Genomic DNA, 17,690 nt, shown 5'->3' on the forward strand with positions numbered 1-17,690 from the left:
AGCAGACCTGGGAGCAGGGCGCTCCCAGGTCTGAGGTCCGACTCAGCTGTCATAACCCAGATTCGGCGCCAGCCAACGCTCGGTCACGCTCAGGTCCTGGCCTTTGCGCGCGGTGTAGCTTTGTACCTGATCCTTGTCGATTTTGCCCACGGCAAAGTATTGCGCCTGCGGATGAGCAAAGTACCAGCCGCTGACCGCAGCGGCGGGGAACATCGCGTAGTGCTCGGTGAGGAACACACCGCTGCGTCCGGCGCGCATTTCCGCAGCTTCCGGGTCGAGCAGGGTGAACAGCGCGGCTTTCTCGGTGTGATCCGGGCAGGCCGGGTAGCCGGGAGCGGGGCGGATGCCGCGGTATTGCTCTTTGATCAGCGCCTCGTTGTCCAGCGTTTCATCCTTGGCGTAACCCCAGTGCTCTTTACGTACTTGCTGGTGCAGCCATTCGGCGCAAGCCTCGGCGAGACGGTCGGCGAGGGCCTTGACCATGATCGAGTTGTAGTCATCGCCCGCGTCCTGATAGGCCTTGGCCACTTCTTCGGCGCCGATGCCCGCGGTGGTGATGAAACCACCGACGTAATCGGTCACTTCGCTGTCTTTCGGCGCAACGAAGTCGGCGAGGCAGAAGTTCGGTTTGCCGTCGGTCTTGATGATCTGCTGACGCAGGTGATGCAGCTTGGCCAGCGGCTTGCCGTTATCGTCGTACAGCTCGATGTCGTCTTCGTTGACCTGATTGGCTGGCCAGAAACCGAACACCGCACGGGCGCTGATCAGCTTTTCGTCGATCAGTTTGGTGAGCATTTCCCGGGCGTCCTTGTACAGCGCAGTGGCGGCGTCACCGACCACTTCATCTTCAAGGATGCGCGGAAACTTGCCGGCCAGGTCCCAGGAGATGAAAAACGGCGTCCAGTCGATGTACTCGGCCAGCACGTTCAAATCGATATTGTCGAGCACCTTGCTGCCGGTGAAAGTCGGTACCACTGGCTGATAATTGGCCCAGTCGAATTGCGGCTTCTTCGCGATCGCGGCGGCGTAGCTCAGGCGTTCGGTACGGGCGCTGCGATTGGACGTACGCTCGCGCACGTCGATGTATTCCAGGCGGGTCTTCTCGACGAAACCGGCCTTGAGTTCCTTGGACAACAATTGTGTCGCCACGCCGACGGCGCGCGACGCGTCGGTCACGTAGACCACGGCATCGTTGCTGTACTTTGGCTCGATCTTCACCGCGGTGTGCGCTTTCGACGTCGTCGCGCCACCGATCATCAGTGGCAGATGGAAATCCTGACGCTGCATTTCACGGGCAACGTGGACCATCTCGTCCAGCGACGGCGTGATCAGGCCGGAAAGGCCGATGATGTCGCATTTTTCTTCCTTGGCGACCTGCAGGATCTTCTCGGCCGGAACCATCACGCCGAGGTCGACGATGTCATAGCCGTTGCAACCAAGCACCACGCCGACGATGTTCTTGCCGATGTCGTGCACGTCGCCCTTGACCGTGGCCATGAGGATCTTGCCCTTGGCTTCCGGCTTGTCGCCTTTCTCCAGTTCGATGAACGGGATCAAGTGCGCCACGGCCTGCTTCATCACGCGCGCGGATTTCACCACTTGCGGGAGGAACATTTTGCCGGCGCCGAACAGGTCGCCGACGATGTTCATGCCGGACATCAGCGGGCCTTCGATCACTTCGATCGGCCGCGCAAACGACTGGCGGGATTCTTCGGTGTCTTCGACGATGTGCGTGGTAATGCCCTTGACCAGCGCATGTTCCAGACGCTTGTTGACGTCCCAGTTGCGCCACTCTTCGGTCTCGGCTTCCTTGACGCTGCCGTCGCCCTTGTACTTGTCAGCGATGGCGAGAAGGGCGTCGGTGCCGTCCGGGGTGCGGTTGAGGATCACGTCTTCGACCGCGTCGCGCAGCTCGACCGGAATCTGATCGTAGATTTCCAGCTGGCCGGCATTGACGATGCCCATGGTCAGCCCGGCGCGGATCGCGTAGAGCAGGAACACCGAGTGAATCGCCTCACGCACCGGGTTGTTGCCACGGAACGAGAACGACACGTTGGACACGCCGCCGGAGCTCAGCGCGTACGGCAGCTCATCGCGGATGTAGGCGCAGGCATTGATGAAGTCGACGGCGTAATTGTTGTGCTCTTCGATGCCGGTAGCGACGGCGAAGATGTTCGGGTCGAAGATGATGTCTTCCGGCGGGAAGCCGACTTCGTTGACCAGAATGTCGTAGGAGCGTTTGCAGATCTCTTTCTTGCGCGCTTCGGTGTCGGCCTGGCCGGCTTCGTCGAAGGCCATCACTACCACCGCAGCACCGTAGCGCTTGCACAGCTTGGCGTGATGGATGAACTGCTCGACGCCTTCTTTCATGCTGATCGAGTTGACGATGCCCTTGCCCTGGATGCACTTGAGGCCGGCTTCGATGACCTCCCATTTCGACGAGTCGATCATGATCGGCACGCGCGAGATATCCGGTTCGCCGGCGATCAGATTGAGGAAGGTGACCATGGCCTTCTTCGAATCGAGCATGCCCTCGTCCATGTTGATGTCGATGATCTGCGCGCCGGCCTCGACCTGCTGCAGAGCGACTTCGAGGGCTTCGGTGTAGTTGTCTTCACGGATCAGGCGGGCGAATTTTGCCGAACCAGTGATGTTGGTGCGTTCGCCGACGTTGACGAACAGCGAGCTGCGATCGATGGTGAACGGCTCCAGACCGGAGAGGCGGCAGGCCTTGGGGATATCCGGAATCTGCCGCGGCGCGTAACCGGCCACGGCTTTGGCGATGGCTTCGATGTGGCCCGGTGTGGTGCCGCAGCAACCGCCGACGATGTTGAGAAAACCGCTCTGGGCGAATTCTTCGATGACTTTGGCGGTCTGCGACGGCAGTTCATCGTACTCGCCGAATTCATTCGGCAGGCCGGCATTCGGGTGCGCGGATACGTGGGTGCTGGCCTTGTTCGACAGCTCTTCCAGGTACGGACGCAGTTCGCTGGCGCCGAGGGCGCAGTTCAAACCCACGGAGATCGGCTTGGCGTGGGCCACCGAGTTCCAGAACGCTTCGGTGGTCTGGCCCGACAGGGTCCGGCCGGAGGCATCGGTGATCGTCCCGGAAATCATGATCGGCAGTTCGAGGTGCAGCTCTTCGAACACACCTTGCACGGCAAAGATCGCCGCTTTGGCGTTGAGGGTGTCGAAAATGGTTTCGATCAGAATCAGGTCGGCGCCGCCCTCGATCAAGCCTTTGGTGGCTTCGGTGTAGTTTTCCACCAGCTCATCGAAGGTCACGTTGCGGTAGCCGGGATTGTTGACGTCGGGCGACAGCGAGCAGGTGCGGCTGGTCGGGCCGAGCACGCCGGCAACGAAGCGCGGCTTGGCCGGGTTTTCGGCGGTCTTGGCGTCGGCAATCTTGCGCGCCAGACGTGCGCCTTCTACGTTTAACTCGTAAGCCAGCTCTTCCATGCCGTAATCGGCCATGGAAATGCGCGTGGCGTTGAAGGTGTTGGTTTCGAGAATGTCGGCGCCGGCGTCCAGATAGGCTTTTTCGATACCGCCGATCACGTCCGGACGGGTGATCACCAGCAGGTCGTTGTTGCCCTTGACGTCACTCGGCCAGTCCGCGAAGCGCTTGCCGCGATAATCCTGTTCTTCGAGCTTGTAGCTCTGGATCATCGTGCCCATCCCGCCGTCGAGAATCAGGATGCGCTCTTTGAGGGCTTGCTTGAGAGCTTGAAGGCGGACGCTGCGATCGGACATGTGGACTACTCGGAAAGACCATTACGAAGGAGCGGGATCATAGCAAACCTGTGCGCTTTTGGAGCATGTGCAGCTTTTGCATGAATATCGCTCATGTTGGTACGAGCGTCATAACGGTAGAATCGCAGCCTTTTTTTATCATCGAGATCAGCAACATGCCGCACCGCTTCATCAGTTTATGGTTGCTGGTCCTGAGCGGGAGCGTTGCGGCGCAAGATCCTGCCGTTTCTTCTTCCATCTCCTACAGCCGAGACATCCAACCGATCTTCACCGAGAAGTGCGTAGCCTGCCATGCGTGCTATGACTCGGCCTGTCAGCTCAATCTCGGCAGTGGCGAAGGCGCCGCCCGTGGCGCGAGCAAGATGCCGGTATATGACGGCGAACGCACCCAGGCAGCACCGACCACGCGCTTGTTTTACGACGCCTTCGGCAAGCGCGCCTGGCAGCAGAAAGACTTCTATTCGGTACTCGACGCCCAGGGCAGTCAGGCTGCGCTGATGGCACGCATGCTTGAACTCGGCCACAAGACGCCGCTGACGCCGAACGCCAAGCTGCCCGAAGACATTGTCCTGGGGCTCAATCGCAACAATCTATGCGCAATGCCTGCGGAGTTCGACGGATATGCCGGCGCGCACCCGAAGGAGGGCATGCCGCTGGCGGTCACCGGGCTGACCGACCAGCAATATCAGACCTTGCAGCGCTGGCTGGCGTCTGGCGCGCCGATTGACGAGCAGAGCCTGGCGCCGAGTGCCAAAGAGGCCATGCAGATCCTGCAGTGGGAAAACCTGCTCAACGCCCCCGGCGCCCGGCAGAGTCTGGTCGGTCGCTGGCTGTTCGAGCACTGGTATCTGGCGCACATTTATTTCAAGGACGGCGAGCCGGGGCATTATTTCCAGTGGGTACGGTCGCGTACGCCGAGCGGCCAGCCGATCGACCTGATCGCCACGCGCCGCCCGAACGACGACCCGGGCACGCAGGTGTATTACCGCTTGTGGCCGGTGCAGGGGGTGATCGTGCACAAGACGCACATCACTTATCCGCTGAGCGCGGCGAAAATGGCCCGGATCAAGAGCCTGTTCTACAGCGGCAACTGGCAGGTCAATGCGCTGCCGGGTTACGGGCCGCAGAGCCGTGCCAATCCGTTTGCCACCTTCGAGGCGATTCCGGCGCAGGCGCGCTATCAGTTCATGCTCGATAACGCCGAATACTTCGTCCGCACCTTCATTCGCGGCCCGGTGTGCCGTGGGCAGATCGCGACCGACGTGATCCGCGACAACTTCTGGGCGCTGTTCCAGGCCCCGGAGCATGACCTCTACATCACCGACCCGAACTACCGTGGCCAGGCCACGCCGCTGCTGGCGATGCCGGGGCAGAACGACGATGTCGGCAGCGTGCTGAGCCTGTGGCGCAACTATCGCGACAAGCGCAACGAATACGAGGCACTGCGCCGTGACAGCTACGCCGATCTGCCGGCGCCGAGCTGGTCGACGCTGTGGGCCGGCAACGACAACGCCTTGCTGAGCATTTTCCGCCATTTCGACAGTGCTTCGGTGACCAAGGGGCTGATCGGTGAGGTGCCGCAAACCATGTGGCTGTTCGACTATCCGCTGCTTGAGCGCACCTATTACCAGCTCGCGGTCAACTTCGACGTGTTCGGCAACGTCTCCCATCAAGCGCAGACTCGCCTGTATTTCGACCTGATCCGTAATGGCGCGGAGCAGAACTTCCTGCGCCTGATGCCCGCCGACTCACGCGAGGATTACCTCAACGATTGGTACCAGGACGGCGGCCAATTCAAGATGTGGCTCGATTACGAGGCCATTGATGACGACAAACCGACCGCGCTGAAGCTCGACGAGAAAGACCCGAAACACGATTTCGCCATGCAGTTGCTGGCGCGCTACGGTGATCTGAACGCGCGGCCAGACCCGATCAATCGCTGCGACGGCGCTTATTGCTCGCGACCGAATATAGATCCGGCGTTGCAGAACGCCGAGCAGGCCCTGAGCCGTCTGGCCTCGCGACCGGCCGCAGGGTTGAAAGTCATCGACCAGATGCCCGAAGCGACCTTGCTGCGCGTTGAAACCGCCAGCGGCAAGCGCGAGGTCTACAGCGTGCTGCGCAACCGCGCGCACAGCAACGTGGCGTTTCTGCTCGGTGAGTCGCTGCGCTATCAACCGGGTCTCGACACCTTGACGATCTATCCGGGCGTACTCACCAGTTACCCGAACTTCATCTTCAACGTACCGGCCGAGCAGGTGCCAGCGTTTGTCGATGCGATGGAGAATGCCAGGGATGCCAATCGGTTCGAAAAAATCGTCGAACGCTGGGGCATTCGTCGCAGTCATCCACAGTTCTGGCTGTATTTCCACGATCTGAGCCAGTACATCCACGAAACCGATCCGGTGGAAGAGGGTGTGCTGGATATGAACCGGTACGAGAACCTTTGAGCATTCGCAGGCATATGCCGGGATTCTTTCCCGACAAAAATACTAGGACTTTGTCAGTCGCGCCGATTGGCGTAAACTGCGCCCAAGCCTGCGAGGAGTTTTTATGACCGCTATTACCATTACCGACGCCGCCCATGATTACCTGGCCGATCTGCTCTCCAAGCAGAACACCCCGGGCATCGGCATCCGTGTCTTCATCACCCAGCCTGGCACCCAGTACGCCGAAACCTGCATTGCCTACTGCAAGCCGGGCGAAGAGAAGCCTGAAGATACCGCGCTGGGGCTGAAAAGCTTCACCGCTTACATCGATTCCTTCAGCGAAGCGTTTCTTGACGACGCCGTTGTCGACTATGCCACCGACCGTATGGGCGGCCAGCTGACCATCAAGGCGCCAAATGCCAAGGTGCCGATGGTCAATGCCGACAGCCCGGTCAACGAGCGCATCAACTACTACCTGCAAACCGAAATCAACCCGGGGCTGGCCAGCCACGGCGGTCAGGTCAGCCTGATCGATGTGGTCGAGGACGGCATCGCTGTGTTGCAGTTTGGTGGCGGTTGCCAGGGCTGCGGCCAGGCCGACGTGACCTTGAAGGAAGGCATCGAGCGCACTCTGCTCGAGCGCATCCCGGAGCTCAAGGGCGTTCGCGACGTGACCGACCACACGCAGAAAGAAAACGCCTACTACTAAGGCGTTCGCTGCGAACATGAAAAACGGCGCCCCGTGAGCGCCGTTTTTTTATGCCTGTGGTTCGATCGTGCCCACGCTCTGCGTGGGTACGCAGCCCGGGACGCTCCGCGTTCCACTCACGGTCGATACAGATGCGCATGCCCGGCGCGATACAACGAAGACTCGCTAAACACCTCACTGCCCAGCACCCGCCCGACCAGAATCAACGCCGTGCGCCGAAACGCTTTGGCCTCGACCTTTGCGGCAATGTCCGCCAATGTTCCCACCACCCAATCCTGATCCGGCCACGTTGCCCGGTGAATCACCGCAATCGGGCAATCCGCACCGTAATGCGGCAACAGTTCAAGCAGTATCTTTTGCAGATGATTGACCCCCAGATGAATCGCCATGGTCGCGCCATGTTGCGCCAGACTGGCCAGTTCCTCGCCGGCCGGCATCGCGGTCTTGTCGGCGTAACGGGTCAGAATCACGCTTTGCGAGATATCCGGCAGAGTGAGCTCGGCGCCCAGCAGCGCTGCGCATGCTGCCGTCGCGGTCACGCCCGGAATGATCTCGAAAGGAATGTTCAGCTCACGCAAGTAGCGGATCTGCTCACCGATCGCGCCGTACAGACCTGGATCCCCCGAATGCACACGGGCAACATCCTGGCCTTTAGCATGGGCAGTTTTGATCAGATCGATGATTTGTTCCAGATGCAGTTCAGCGCTGTTGGCCACGATTTCGGCCTGATGACCTTCCAGCACCGCTGCGGGTACCAGCGAACCGGCATAAATGATCACCGGGCAGTTGCGAATCAGCCGTTGGCCTTTGACGGTAATGAGTTCCGGGTCGCCGGGGCCGGCGCCGATGAAGTAGACGGTCATCGTTGAATCCTTGTGAAGAAGCGCAGCCGCACCTCAGATGAAGTGTGCTCATGATCAATGGCGGGGATTATCGGGATTTTACCCGGCGCCGGCCAACGCCAGCGTGGCCTGCGCATATTTCAGCCGGGGAATCAGCAGTTTCACCGGAGCCTGAATCAGTTGCTCGGCCAGCGCCAGCGCGGCGCTTTCCGCCACGCCGTAGCAGCCGGTGCGCTCAAAGGCGATCTGCGATTGATGACTGAGGCGCTGTTGATAGGGCGCCAACTCGGCACTGTTGAAATACTGCAGGGGCAGGTTCAATTGTGTGGCCAGTTCCAGCAACCCCGGTTCGTGGCGCTTGAGGTCGATACTCGCCAAAGCCTTGACCGCTCGCAGCTCGATGCGGTGCGCCTGCAACGCTTGATCGAGTAATGCACGCAACGTACTGGCCGGGCAGCCGCGCTGGCAGCCGAGGCCGACCACGAGGGTCGGCGCTGCGCGGTCATCGGTCATGCCTGATATGGACCTGCGCTTTTACGGCGGAACAACCATGCACTGATCAAGCCCAAGGCCAGCCAGAACGCGACGTTGGTCAGCTGCGAAGCGATTTTGAACTGGGTTTCCAGTGCCTCTGGGGCAAGCATCGAATGCACCTGCGGTTGCGGCGCGCCGATCACATGCGGCACGGCGAGAATCGCCACACCGAGAAGCTTCATCAGCCAGTGACGACTGAAGGCGATCAGTGCCAGGCCGACGGCGGTCGAAGCGGCGGTGCCGATCCACCAGATCTGCCGCGAAGCCAGATCGGCAGCCGCAGTGCCCGGCAATTCAGGTGGCAGGCCCAAGGTCGGCGCGAGTACGAACGTCGCGTAACCGGCCAGACCCCAGAGCAGCCCTTGCGAGGTTTTGGTTGGCGCGCGCAAGGTGTACAGGCCGGCGAGCATCAGGGCGAAACCCACCGCCACCACCAGATTACCGCCAGTGGTCGAGACCACGCGCTGCCAGCCGTCTTCCGGCTCCCAGGCTTCGCCATCATGGCTGTGGGCGGCGGTGCCGGCGGCGTGTTCGTGAACTTGCGCGACCGGTTCGGATTTCTCGAAGGTTTCGGCCTGCAGAATCAGTGGCGATACCCAGAAACTCTGCAGCAGGGTCAGCAGCAGGGCGGCCAGCAAGCCGGTGAAGCCTGCGGTTTGCGCGATACGCTTGATCATCTCGGCAAGCCTCAGTGGCACGGGAACGCGGCGCTGTGGCGGGTATCGTGAGCGGCGTTGTGCACCGCTTCGATGTGCGAGAAGCCGGCGAACCAGACCAGACTGGCACCGAGGATCGAGGCGAAGAGGGCGGCGGCCACGCGTTGGCCGAGTGTGGTGCTGCTGGAGATGTGGTCAGTGTGGCTGACGGTATTGCTGATGATCGACATAGCGCTTCCCTCTGAAATGTCAGCGGGTAAACAGAGCGCATGAAAATCCCTGCGAGCCGGGCACGCAGGGATTTCGAACAGCGCCCGCCCACCGCGGGTTTGTTTGTGGTCAGCGGCGCTTGCGCGCGCTGGGTGTTGCGGGCCGGTCTCCGGGCTCGCGAGGGGTTGGCACGAGGCCGACCTGCAAGCATCACCTTCCCATGCCGGGGCACAGTGGATCTGACGCATCGCTCGCTTACCGTTGCGGGGGCAGCACCGGACTGACATGGCTTTGAGTAAAGCACATGATTCACCGGTTTCCCGTTTCACCCTGTGAAGGGCACCCGTAACAAGGTGGGCAGGAGAACATGGGTTTGGGTTTTTAGTCAATTTCCGGGGAGTTTTCGGTGCTGCGGTGGGGGTGTTTTTCTGATGTTTTTGTGTGTATATCCGTTGCTGCGGGTGTTGCTGATTACGGTTTCGCCCTTACGGCGAGGCACTTTTTCCAAACGCCGAAAAAGTACCCAAAAAGGCTTGCTCCTACGTTCGGCCCTCGCAGGCTCGGGTTCCTTCGCTGCGGAACTGATCCGGGAGCAGCGGCTCCGGTTTGCTTCGCTGCACCTCCTTCCGCTGTGTACGACTGCGTCGTACGGTCGCTGCGCTCCCACGCCCGGATCAATCCCTCCGCTCAGCCTTCCGACTTCGCCGGTGGATCAAGATCAAGAGCACTCGAGCTTGCGCTCATTGTTGAGTGGGGCGGCTTCGCCGCGGGCAGCTGCGCTGCTTTGCTTTTGCTTTTGTGGGAGCGAGCCTGCTCGCGAAGGCGGCCTGACAGCCGACCTGTTCTTGAAGTGGTACCCAATCCAACTGTAGGAGCCGCCGAAGGCTGCGATCTTTTGATCTGGCTTTTGCTTTTGCTGTTGCTTTTGATCTTTTGCCCCTCCGTAACGAAGGTACCCCGAGCTCCAGCGAGCGGGCCGTACGCCGGGGCAAAGCCTTTTGGTTCCTTTTTGCTGGGCCGGCACTCCGGCGTTTGAAAAAGGGACTCGCTGTAAGAGCGAAACCATAAGAAGCCGTTACCGCAGCAACGGATATACCCCAGTTTCAGACTCACCGACCATTGACCCATGACGGACCCATGCGTAGCCTTGCGCTTTCGAGGTTCTTCGGCACTCGCCGAAGCTAAGAAGGGAACGCGGTCAAAGCCGCGGCTGCCCCCGCAACTGTGAACGGTGATGTTCGTTGCCACGCCACTGCCAGCTCAACCGATGAGCCAGCGGGAAGGCGCAATGGACGCCAGGCCCAGCGCCTGAACGCCGTCAGCCAGGAGACCTGCCTCGTCACAGATTCTCACTACAACCGGGCGGGGTGATCCGGTGGCGAATGCTTCCGGCGTGCATGCGCGCTGCCGGTTCTCGTCCCGTATGCCCGCCGCTTGCCAAAGGGCATACCGATGAAAACACTGGCCAAACTCCCCGTCACCATCGTCACCGGTTTCCTCGGTTCAGGCAAAACCACGCTGCTGCGACACATGCTCGATAACGCTCAGGGCCGGCGCATCGCGGTGATCGTCAACGAGTTTGGCGAGCTCGGCATCGACGGTGAAATCCTCAAGCAATGCACCATCGGCTGCACCGAAGAAGAGGCCAGCGGCCGTGTTTACGAACTGGCCAACGGCTGCCTGTGCTGCACGGTGCAGGAAGAATTCTTCCCGGTAATGCGCGAACTGGTTGCCCGTCGCGGCGATCTCGACCACATCCTTATTGAAACCTCGGGCCTGGCCCTGCCAAAACCGCTGGTGCAGGCCTTCCAGTGGCCGGAAATCCGTAGCGCCTGCACCGTTGATGCGGTGATCACCGTGGTCGACAGCCCGGCCGTCGCTGCTGGCACCTTCGCAGCGTTCCCGGATCAGGTCGATGCCCAGCGCAAACTCGATCCGAACCTTGATCACGAGTCGCCGCTGCACGAATTGTTCGCCGATCAACTGGCCAGTGCTGACCTGGTCATCCTCAACAAGGCCGACCAGACCAGCGCGGAAGATCTGGCTCGGGTGCGCGCTGAAGTCGCCGAAGAGCTGCCGCCAGCGGTAAAAATCATCGAAGCCAGCAATGGCCGCCTGCCGCTCGACGTGCTGATCGGCCTCGGTGCCGGCTCCGAGGAGCACATCGACAGCCGCCACAGTCACCACGATCACCACCATGACGGTGATGACGACGATCACGATCACGACGCGTTCGATTCGATCTCAATCGAACTGCCGCAAGCCGATGAAAGCCTGCTGCTCGACGCGCTGACGCAACTGGTGGTGCAGCACGGCATTCTGCGCGTGAAAGGCTTCGCGGCGATTCCGAACAAGCCGATGCGCCTGTTGATTCAGGGTGTGGGCACGCGTTTTGACAAGCATTTCGACCGTCAGTGGGGCGCCGAAGAAGCGCGCGTCACGCGTCTGGTGCTGATCGGCCAGGAACTCGATGCCGCACAACTCGAAGCGCAATTGCGCGCTGCGCTCAGCGTTTAAGCCATGCACCTGCTCAGGACCCAGCCCGGCGGATTCGTCTCGGACGACAACATTGCCGATCTCGGACAAACCCCCGCCGAGCTGGTGATCCTGTGCAGCGGCGATTCCAGCCTGGCGCTGCTTGCCGAGGCTGCGCAGCAATTGCCCGATAACTATCCGAGCTTGCGTCTGGCCAACCCGATGCAGGTGCAGAATCATGCCTCGGTCGATCTGTATGTCGACGAAGTGCTGCGCCACGCCAAGGTCATTCTGATCTCACTGCACGGCGGCATCGCCTATTGGCGCTACGGTGTCGAGCGGCTGGTCGAGTTGTCCGAACGCGGCGTGCAACTGATTCTGGTGCCCGGCGACGACCGCCCGGACCCCGAGCTCAGTGACTTGAGCACGGTCAGCGCCGAAGTACGCGATCGACTCTGGCAATTTCTGCGTCAGGGCGGCATGGGCAATGCACTGGATTTCTTCCGTTGCCTGGGCCACCAATGGTTCGCCCGCGATTACCCGTGGAACGAGCCGCAAACCCTGCCGCGCACGGCGATTTATCAACCACAGAAAAACAGCGCTGCCCTGAGCGACTGGCAAGCCGAATGGCTGCCCGGTCAACCGGTGGCGGCGCTGTTGTTCTATCGCTCGCATTTGCAAGCGGCGAACACGGCGTTCATCGATGTGTTCTGCCAGCGCTTACAGGCAGCCGGGCTCAGTCCGCTGCCGATCGCGGTGGCCAGTCTGAAAGAACCCGGTTGCTTGTCGGTGGTCGAGGATTGGCTGGATGAAGTCGAGGCGGGGGTGATTATCAACACCACCGGTTTTGCCCAATCGAGTCCCGAAGCACCGCATCTGCGCCCGTTTCGCCGCAACATCCCGGTAATTCAAGCGATCTGCGCCCAGGACAACGAGCCCGGCTGGCGCGACAGCGAACAGGGCCTCGGGCCGCGTGATCTGGCGATGCACATTGCTTTGCCAGAGCTTGACGGGCGCATCATCAGCCGACCGATCAGCTTCAAGGATCTGGCCTGGCGCAGCGAGCGCAGCCAGTCCGATGTGGTCTGCTACCGCGCCCAGCCCGAACGCATGGATTTCGTCGCCGAACTGGCGCGGCGCTGGGTAGCTTTGGCACGCGTGCCGAACGGCGAAAAACGCATCGCGCTGATCCTCGCCAACTACCCGACCCGTGACGGCCGCATCGGCAATGGCGTCGGCCTCGATACGCCGGCGGCGGCGCTGAACATCCTCCGCGCATTGCGTGCCGAAGGTTATCCGATCACGGCCGAGTTGCCCGACAGCGGCACCGAACTGATCCAGCAACTGCTCGGCGGCGTCAGCAACGACCTCGACAGTCTCGACTTGCGCCCGTGCCAGCAGAGCCTGGCGATGGACGATTACCTGGCAATGTTCAATGCGTTGCCGGAAGCGAATCGCGCCGCGGTACTCGAGCGTTGGGGATCGCCACACAACGATCCGATGTGTCGCGACGGTCGCTTGATGATCGCCGGTCTGCGTTTCGGTCTGACCTTTGTCGGCATCCAGCCCGCCCGCGGTTATCAGGTCGATCCGAGCGCGGTGTACCACGACCCGGATCTGGTTCCGCCGCACGGTTATCTAGCGTTCTATTTCTGGTTGCGCAACACCTACGGCGCTCACGGCGTGATCCACGTCGGCAAGCATGGCAATCTCGAATGGTTGCCGGGCAAAGGCGTCGGCCTTTCGGAGAATTGCTGGCCGGACGCGCTGCTCGGGCCGCTGCCGAATATCTATCCGTTTATCGTCAACGATCCGGGCGAGGGCGCTCAGGCCAAACGCCGCACGCAGGCGGTGATCATCGACCACCTGATGCCGCCACTGACCCGCGCCGAAACCTACGGGCCGCTGCGCAATCTGGAGCTGCTCGCCGACGAATATTACGAGGCGCAACTGCTCGATCCGCGCCGTGCCCGCGAGTTGCAACGCGACATTCTGCAACTGGTGCGGGACACGCAGATCGACAGGGAACTGCAACTGGATGCAGCGCTGGACAGCGACGCCGATGCGGCGATCTGGTTGCCGCGTCTGGACACTTATCTGTGCGACCTGAAGGAATCGCAGATTCGCGATGGGTTGCACATTTTTGGCGAATCGCCGAGCGGGCGCTTGCGTATCGACACCTTGCTGGCGTTGCTGCGCATCCCGCGCGGTGACGGCAAGGGCGCGCAGTCGAGTCTGCTGCGAGCACTGGCCAACGCGTTTGATCTCGGTTTTGATCCGCTGGATTGCGCCTTGGCCGATCCTTGGAACGGCCCGCGTCCGACCGAGTTGCAGACCATCAGCGAAGAAGTCTGGCGCACCGCCGGCGACACCCGCGAGCGCCTCGAATTGTTTGCCGCAGACTTGATCTCCCAAACACTGAACGTGCCCTGTGGGAGCGAGCCTGCTCGCGAAAGCGGTGTGTCAGTAAAAGAACAGCTGTCTGACCCGACGCCTTCGCGAGCAGGCTCGCTCCCACAAGGGTCGGGTTGGGCTGAGGTTAATTCGATAATCGAGCATCTGCGCGAAGTCGTCGCCCCACGGCTCGATGCTTGTGGCCCGGCCGAAATGCGCGGGCTGCTCGACGCCCTCAGCGGTCGTTTCGTCCCTGCCGGCCCCAGCGGTGCTCCGAGCCGTGGCCGTCTCGACGTGCTGCCGACCGGGCGCAACTTCTATTCGGTGGACGTGCGCAATCTGCCGACCACCACCGCGTGGCGCATCGGATTCCAGTCGGCAACGCTGATTCTTGAGCGACACCTGCAGGATCACGGCGATCACTTGCGCCAGCTCGGCTTGTCCGTGTGGGGCACCGCAACCATGCGCACCGGCGGCGACGACATCGCTCAGGCCATGGCGTTGATGGGCGTGCGTCCGGTCTGGGCCACGGGCAGTCAGCGTGTGGATGATTTCGAGATTCTGCCGCTGAGTCTGCTCGATCGTCCGCGGGTCGACGTGACATTGCGGGTTTCGGGGTTTTTCCGTGATGCGTTTGCCAATCTCATCCGCCTGTTCGACGCCGCCGTGCAAGCGGTGGCCGCGCTGGACGAGCCGGACGACCTGAATCCGCTGGCCGCTAAAGTGCGTGCCGAACGCGAGGCGCTGTTGCAGTCGGGCGTCGATGAAGACACCGCGCGGCGTCAGGCCGGGTGGCGCATCTTCGGCGCGAAACCGGGGGCGTATGGCGCCGGGGTGCAAGGCGCAATCGACGGGCGTTTGTGGCAGAGCCGCGAAGATCTCGCCGAGGTTTACCTGAACTGGGGCGCCTACGCTTACGGCGGCGCCGACGAGGGCACGGCTGCCCGCGCGCAATTCAGCCAGCGTCTGAGCCAGGTACAGGCAGTTCTGCAAAACCAGGACAACCGCGAGCATGACTTGCTCGATTCCAACGATTACTACCAGTTCCAGGGCGGCATGCTCGCGGCGGTGGAGACTCTGCGTGGCGAAGCGGCGGCCAGCTATCACGGCGATCACAGCCAGCCGGATTTGCCGAAGATTCGTACCCTGAAGGAAGAGTTGAACCGTGTGGTGCGCTCGCGCGCGGCGAATCCGAAGTGGATCGACGGAATCAAGCGTCACGGCTACAAAGGCGCGTTCGAACTGGCGGCGACGGTTGATAATCTGTTCGCCTTCGATGCGACTACGCAGTTGATCGATGACCATCAATATGCGTTGCTGGCGGAGGCATATTTGCTTGATCCGGCGACCCGGGATTTTGTTCGTGAACATAATCCCCATGCGTTGCGCGACATGACCGAACGCATGCTCGAAGCGCAGCAGCGCGGGATGTGGCAGGAGCCTGGGGCTTATAAAGAGGCGCTGGAGAATTTGCTGTTGGATGTCGAGGAAGATATGTAGCCGCTAAAAAGCTACCCTCACCCCAGCCCTCTCCCGGAGGGAGAGGGAGAGGGAGCCGATTTGTGTTGGTTTTGAGGCCTGAGTTCAAATCGATAATTCAGGTCGGCGCAACTTTCAAGAACACCCGGATCAGTTCCCTCTCCCTCTGGGAGAGGGTTAGGGTGAGGGCCACCCAACTGACACCCCACTAAAACTCAAGCACACCAAAGACCACGAAAGGGAAAACCCAAATGACCGACACCCCGCATTTCCCACTCTCCGCCGTGGTCGGCGCCGATGACTTGAAGCTCGCCCTGTGCCTGACCGCCATCGACCCGAAAATCGGCGGCGTACTCATCGAAGGTCCGCGCGGCATGGCCAAGTCGACGCTGGCCCGGGGCCTGGCAGATCTGCTCGCCAGCGGCCAGTTTGTCACTTTGCCGTTGGGCGCTACCGAAGAGCGGCTGGTCGGCACCCTCGATCTCGACGCTGCCCTGAGCGACGGTCGCGCGCAGTTTTCGCCCGGTGTTCTGGCCAAGGCTGACGGTGGCGTGCTCTATGTCGATGAGGTCAATCTGCTGCCCGACCACTTGGTCGACCTGCTGCTCGATGTCGCCGCCAGCGGTACCAATCTGATCGAGCGTGACGGCATTTCCCATCGGCATTCGGCCAAATTCGTCCTGATCGGCACCATGAACCCGGAAGAGGGCGAACTGCGGCCGCAACTGCTTGACCGCTTCGGTTTGAACGTTGCCCTCAGCGGCCACACCGCGCCCGCCGAACGCGGACAGATCATTCGCCGGCGGCTGGATTTCGACAGCGATCCACAAGGGTTCTGCGCGCAGTGGGCGAGCGAGCAACACATCCTGCGTTCGCGCTGTGAAAGCGCCCGCGAGCGCTTGGCAGCCATCCCACTGGATGACGCGGCATTGGCGTTGATTACCGAGCGTTGTTTCGCTGCTGGCGTCGATGGCTTGCGTGCCGATCTGGTCTGGTTGCGCGCGGCTCGCGCCCATGCGGCGTGGCGTGGGGCGGATGCGATTGCTGAAGAGGACATCGACGCGGTGGCCGAATTTGCCCTGCGCCATCGCCGTCGCGAGCAGCCCTTGGCCGGCGCGGAGCCACAAGCGCAATCTCCGTCAGGCGCAGACAGCAAATCCGGTGAAGGGCAGGGCCAGTGGGGCGAGATGCCGGCGACGGCGCAAGCCACCGGTACCCGCCGCGAAGTTCCGAGCTGGCCACCACTGGCAAAAAAGCCCTAGGCATTCGCCCCCGGTCCGACGCGGGGGCGAATGCCAGACCCCGTGCCGGACAACTAGACAATGGCCGCCAGGGCCAGCGGCATGCGGCCGGCAGCGGATCGGTGAACTGGCCGGGCACGCTGCTCAATGGCCGCCCCCAGCGCCGCGCCGATCTGCTGTTTCAACAGCGTACCCGCTCGCCCCATGAAATCTGGCTGGTGATCGTCGACGCGTCGGCCTCGACCCGTCGCCATCAGGCCTTGAGCGATGCCAAGGGCCTGCTCGCGCAGTTGTTCGACGATGCTTACCACCAGCGGGCGCGGCTGGCGTTGCTGACCGCCAGTGGTTTTGCGCCGAAATGGCAGGTGCAAGGCTTGAAGGCCTCAAGCGGCCTGCGCGTCTGGCTCGACGGTCTGGGCGCCGGTGGCGGCACGCCGTTGCTCGCGGCACTGGAACAGGCGCAGCAATGGCTGACGCTGCGGCGCAAGCGTTTTCCCGCCGAACAGCAACGCTGCCTGATCGTGACCGATGGTCGCGTGAAAGAGCTGTCGGCGTTGCCCGTGCTGGCGTGCCCCGGATTGCTCATCGACATCGAGCGCGGGCCGATTCGACTGGGCCGGGCGAAGGATCTGGCGACCGCGCTGCAAGCGCAGTATCAGCATATCGATGAGCTGGGTTTGCGCTGAAATCCGCCGCGCCGCTCGCACCCTGTGGGAGCGAGCCTGCTCGCGAAGGCGTCTTCAGCAACGCTGAAAATCTCCGGTCGAGTTCATTCATACAGATTTTGAAATGATTTGCCTCTATAGAACAGGCCGGTTGAACCTGTACGCTCCAAGGCCATTTTTCATTCAGGATCTACATGAACACCCTCTCGGAGCCTCCCAGTCAGCACTCTCCAGCACGCCTTCGCGCGGTCTTGATCCTTTCGCAGCACCCCGTCTTCCGACTTCCGACTATGGTTGATAACG

Annotated in this window: 11 protein-coding genes and 2 riboswitches; of the genes, 6 read left to right on the forward strand and 5 right to left on the reverse strand. The window is 61.6% G+C overall.

What is annotated here, in order from left to right:
* Nucleotides 1–42 precede the first annotated feature (42 nt).
* Nucleotides 43–3,753 carry a methionine synthase gene (gene metH / locus AC0IXA_RS00170; RefSeq protein WP_471811050.1) on the reverse strand — a complete coding sequence of 1,237 codons (3,711 nt, stop codon included), beginning with the start codon at nt 3,751–3,753 and terminating at the stop codon, nt 43–45.
* Nucleotides 3,754–3,908: 155 nt separating this feature from the next.
* Here metH and AC0IXA_RS00175 point away from each other — a divergent pair, with 155 nt between their 5' ends.
* On the forward strand, nt 3,909–6,203 hold the full coding sequence (locus AC0IXA_RS00175; protein WP_471811052.1) for a fatty acid cis/trans isomerase: 2,295 nt from the start codon (nt 3,909–3,911) through the stop codon (nt 6,201–6,203).
* 103 nt (nt 6,204–6,306) lie between these two features.
* Nucleotides 6,307–6,891 (forward strand): Fe-S biogenesis protein NfuA, encoded by a 585-nt coding sequence (gene nfuA, locus AC0IXA_RS00180; protein WP_003225494.1) that lies wholly within the window; start codon nt 6,307–6,309, stop codon nt 6,889–6,891.
* Nucleotides 6,892–7,007: 116 nt separating this feature from the next.
* Here nfuA and cobM read toward each other — a convergent pair whose 3' ends face one another.
* From cobM to AC0IXA_RS00200, 4 genes are all read right to left on the reverse strand, one after another.
* Nucleotides 7,008–7,754 (reverse strand): precorrin-4 C(11)-methyltransferase, encoded by a 747-nt coding sequence (gene cobM, locus AC0IXA_RS00185; RefSeq protein WP_341637683.1) that lies wholly within the window; start codon nt 7,752–7,754, stop codon nt 7,008–7,010.
* A 78-nt stretch (nt 7,755–7,832) separates the two neighbouring features.
* Nucleotides 7,833–8,246, reverse strand: a complete 414-nt coding sequence (locus AC0IXA_RS00190; RefSeq protein ID WP_341637682.1) for a cobalamin biosynthesis protein — start codon at nt 8,244–8,246, stop codon at nt 7,833–7,835.
* Complete coding sequence (locus AC0IXA_RS00195) at nt 8,243–8,944, reverse strand: CbtA family protein (RefSeq protein ID WP_056785224.1); 702 nt, start codon at nt 8,942–8,944, stop codon at nt 8,243–8,245. The genes AC0IXA_RS00190 and AC0IXA_RS00195 overlap by 4 nt, the downstream gene beginning before the upstream one ends.
* 11 nt (nt 8,945–8,955) lie before the next feature.
* Nucleotides 8,956–9,153 carry a CbtB domain-containing protein gene (locus AC0IXA_RS00200; RefSeq protein WP_016774486.1) on the reverse strand — a complete coding sequence of 66 codons (198 nt, stop codon included), beginning with the start codon at nt 9,151–9,153 and terminating at the stop codon, nt 8,956–8,958.
* Nucleotides 9,154–9,276: 123 nt separating this feature from the next.
* Nucleotides 9,277–9,495: riboswitch (cobalamin riboswitch) on the reverse strand.
* 779 nt (nt 9,496–10,274) lie between these two features.
* Nucleotides 10,275–10,486, forward strand: a riboswitch (cobalamin riboswitch).
* Nucleotides 10,487–10,585: 99 nt separating this feature from the next.
* Here AC0IXA_RS00200 and cobW point away from each other — a divergent pair.
* The 4 genes from cobW (at nt 10,586) to AC0IXA_RS00220 (ending at nt 17,408) form a co-directional block, all read left to right on the forward strand.
* Nucleotides 10,586–11,650: a cobalamin biosynthesis protein CobW gene (gene cobW, locus AC0IXA_RS00205; protein ID WP_024012737.1), complete on the forward strand. Its 1,065-nt coding sequence runs from the start codon at nt 10,586–10,588 to the stop codon at nt 11,648–11,650.
* Between the two features lie 3 nt (nt 11,651–11,653).
* Nucleotides 11,654–15,502 carry a cobaltochelatase subunit CobN gene (gene cobN / locus AC0IXA_RS00210; RefSeq protein ID WP_471811057.1) on the forward strand — a complete coding sequence of 1,283 codons (3,849 nt, stop codon included), beginning with the start codon at nt 11,654–11,656 and terminating at the stop codon, nt 15,500–15,502.
* Nucleotides 15,503–15,732: 230 nt separating this feature from the next.
* Complete coding sequence (locus AC0IXA_RS00215) at nt 15,733–16,743, forward strand: magnesium chelatase ATPase subunit I (RefSeq protein ID WP_122610530.1); 1,011 nt, start codon at nt 15,733–15,735, stop codon at nt 16,741–16,743.
* Nucleotides 16,716–17,408 carry a vWA domain-containing protein gene (locus tag AC0IXA_RS00220; protein ID WP_341638014.1) on the forward strand — a complete coding sequence of 231 codons (693 nt, stop codon included), beginning with the start codon at nt 16,716–16,718 and terminating at the stop codon, nt 17,406–17,408. Before AC0IXA_RS00215 ends, AC0IXA_RS00220 begins: the two co-directional genes overlap by 28 nt.
* Nucleotides 17,409–17,690: the final 282 nt, after the last annotated feature.

The organism is Pseudomonas sp. AC083 (assembly GCF_979253165.1).

Coding starts and splice junctions, on each gene's coding strand:
- nfuA (WP_003225494.1), top strand. CDS start 6,307: ATGACCGCTATTACCATTACCGACGCCGCCCATGATTACCTGGCCGAT.
- AC0IXA_RS00200 (WP_016774486.1), bottom strand. CDS start 9,153: ATGTCGATCATCAGCAATACCGTCAGCCACACTGACCACATCTCCAGC.
- AC0IXA_RS00190 (WP_341637682.1), bottom strand. CDS start 8,246: ATGACCGATGACCGCGCAGCGCCGACCCTCGTGGTCGGCCTCGGCTGC.
- AC0IXA_RS00215 (WP_122610530.1), top strand. CDS start 15,733: ATGACCGACACCCCGCATTTCCCACTCTCCGCCGTGGTCGGCGCCGAT.
- metH (WP_471811050.1), bottom strand. CDS start 3,753: ATGTCCGATCGCAGCGTCCGCCTTCAAGCTCTCAAGCAAGCCCTCAAA.
- AC0IXA_RS00175 (WP_471811052.1), top strand. CDS start 3,909: ATGCCGCACCGCTTCATCAGTTTATGGTTGCTGGTCCTGAGCGGGAGC.
- cobM (WP_341637683.1), bottom strand. CDS start 7,754: ATGACCGTCTACTTCATCGGCGCCGGCCCCGGCGACCCGGAACTCATT.
- cobW (WP_024012737.1), top strand. CDS start 10,586: ATGAAAACACTGGCCAAACTCCCCGTCACCATCGTCACCGGTTTCCTC.
- cobN (WP_471811057.1), top strand. CDS start 11,654: ATGCACCTGCTCAGGACCCAGCCCGGCGGATTCGTCTCGGACGACAAC.
- AC0IXA_RS00195 (WP_056785224.1), bottom strand. CDS start 8,944: ATGATCAAGCGTATCGCGCAAACCGCAGGCTTCACCGGCTTGCTGGCC.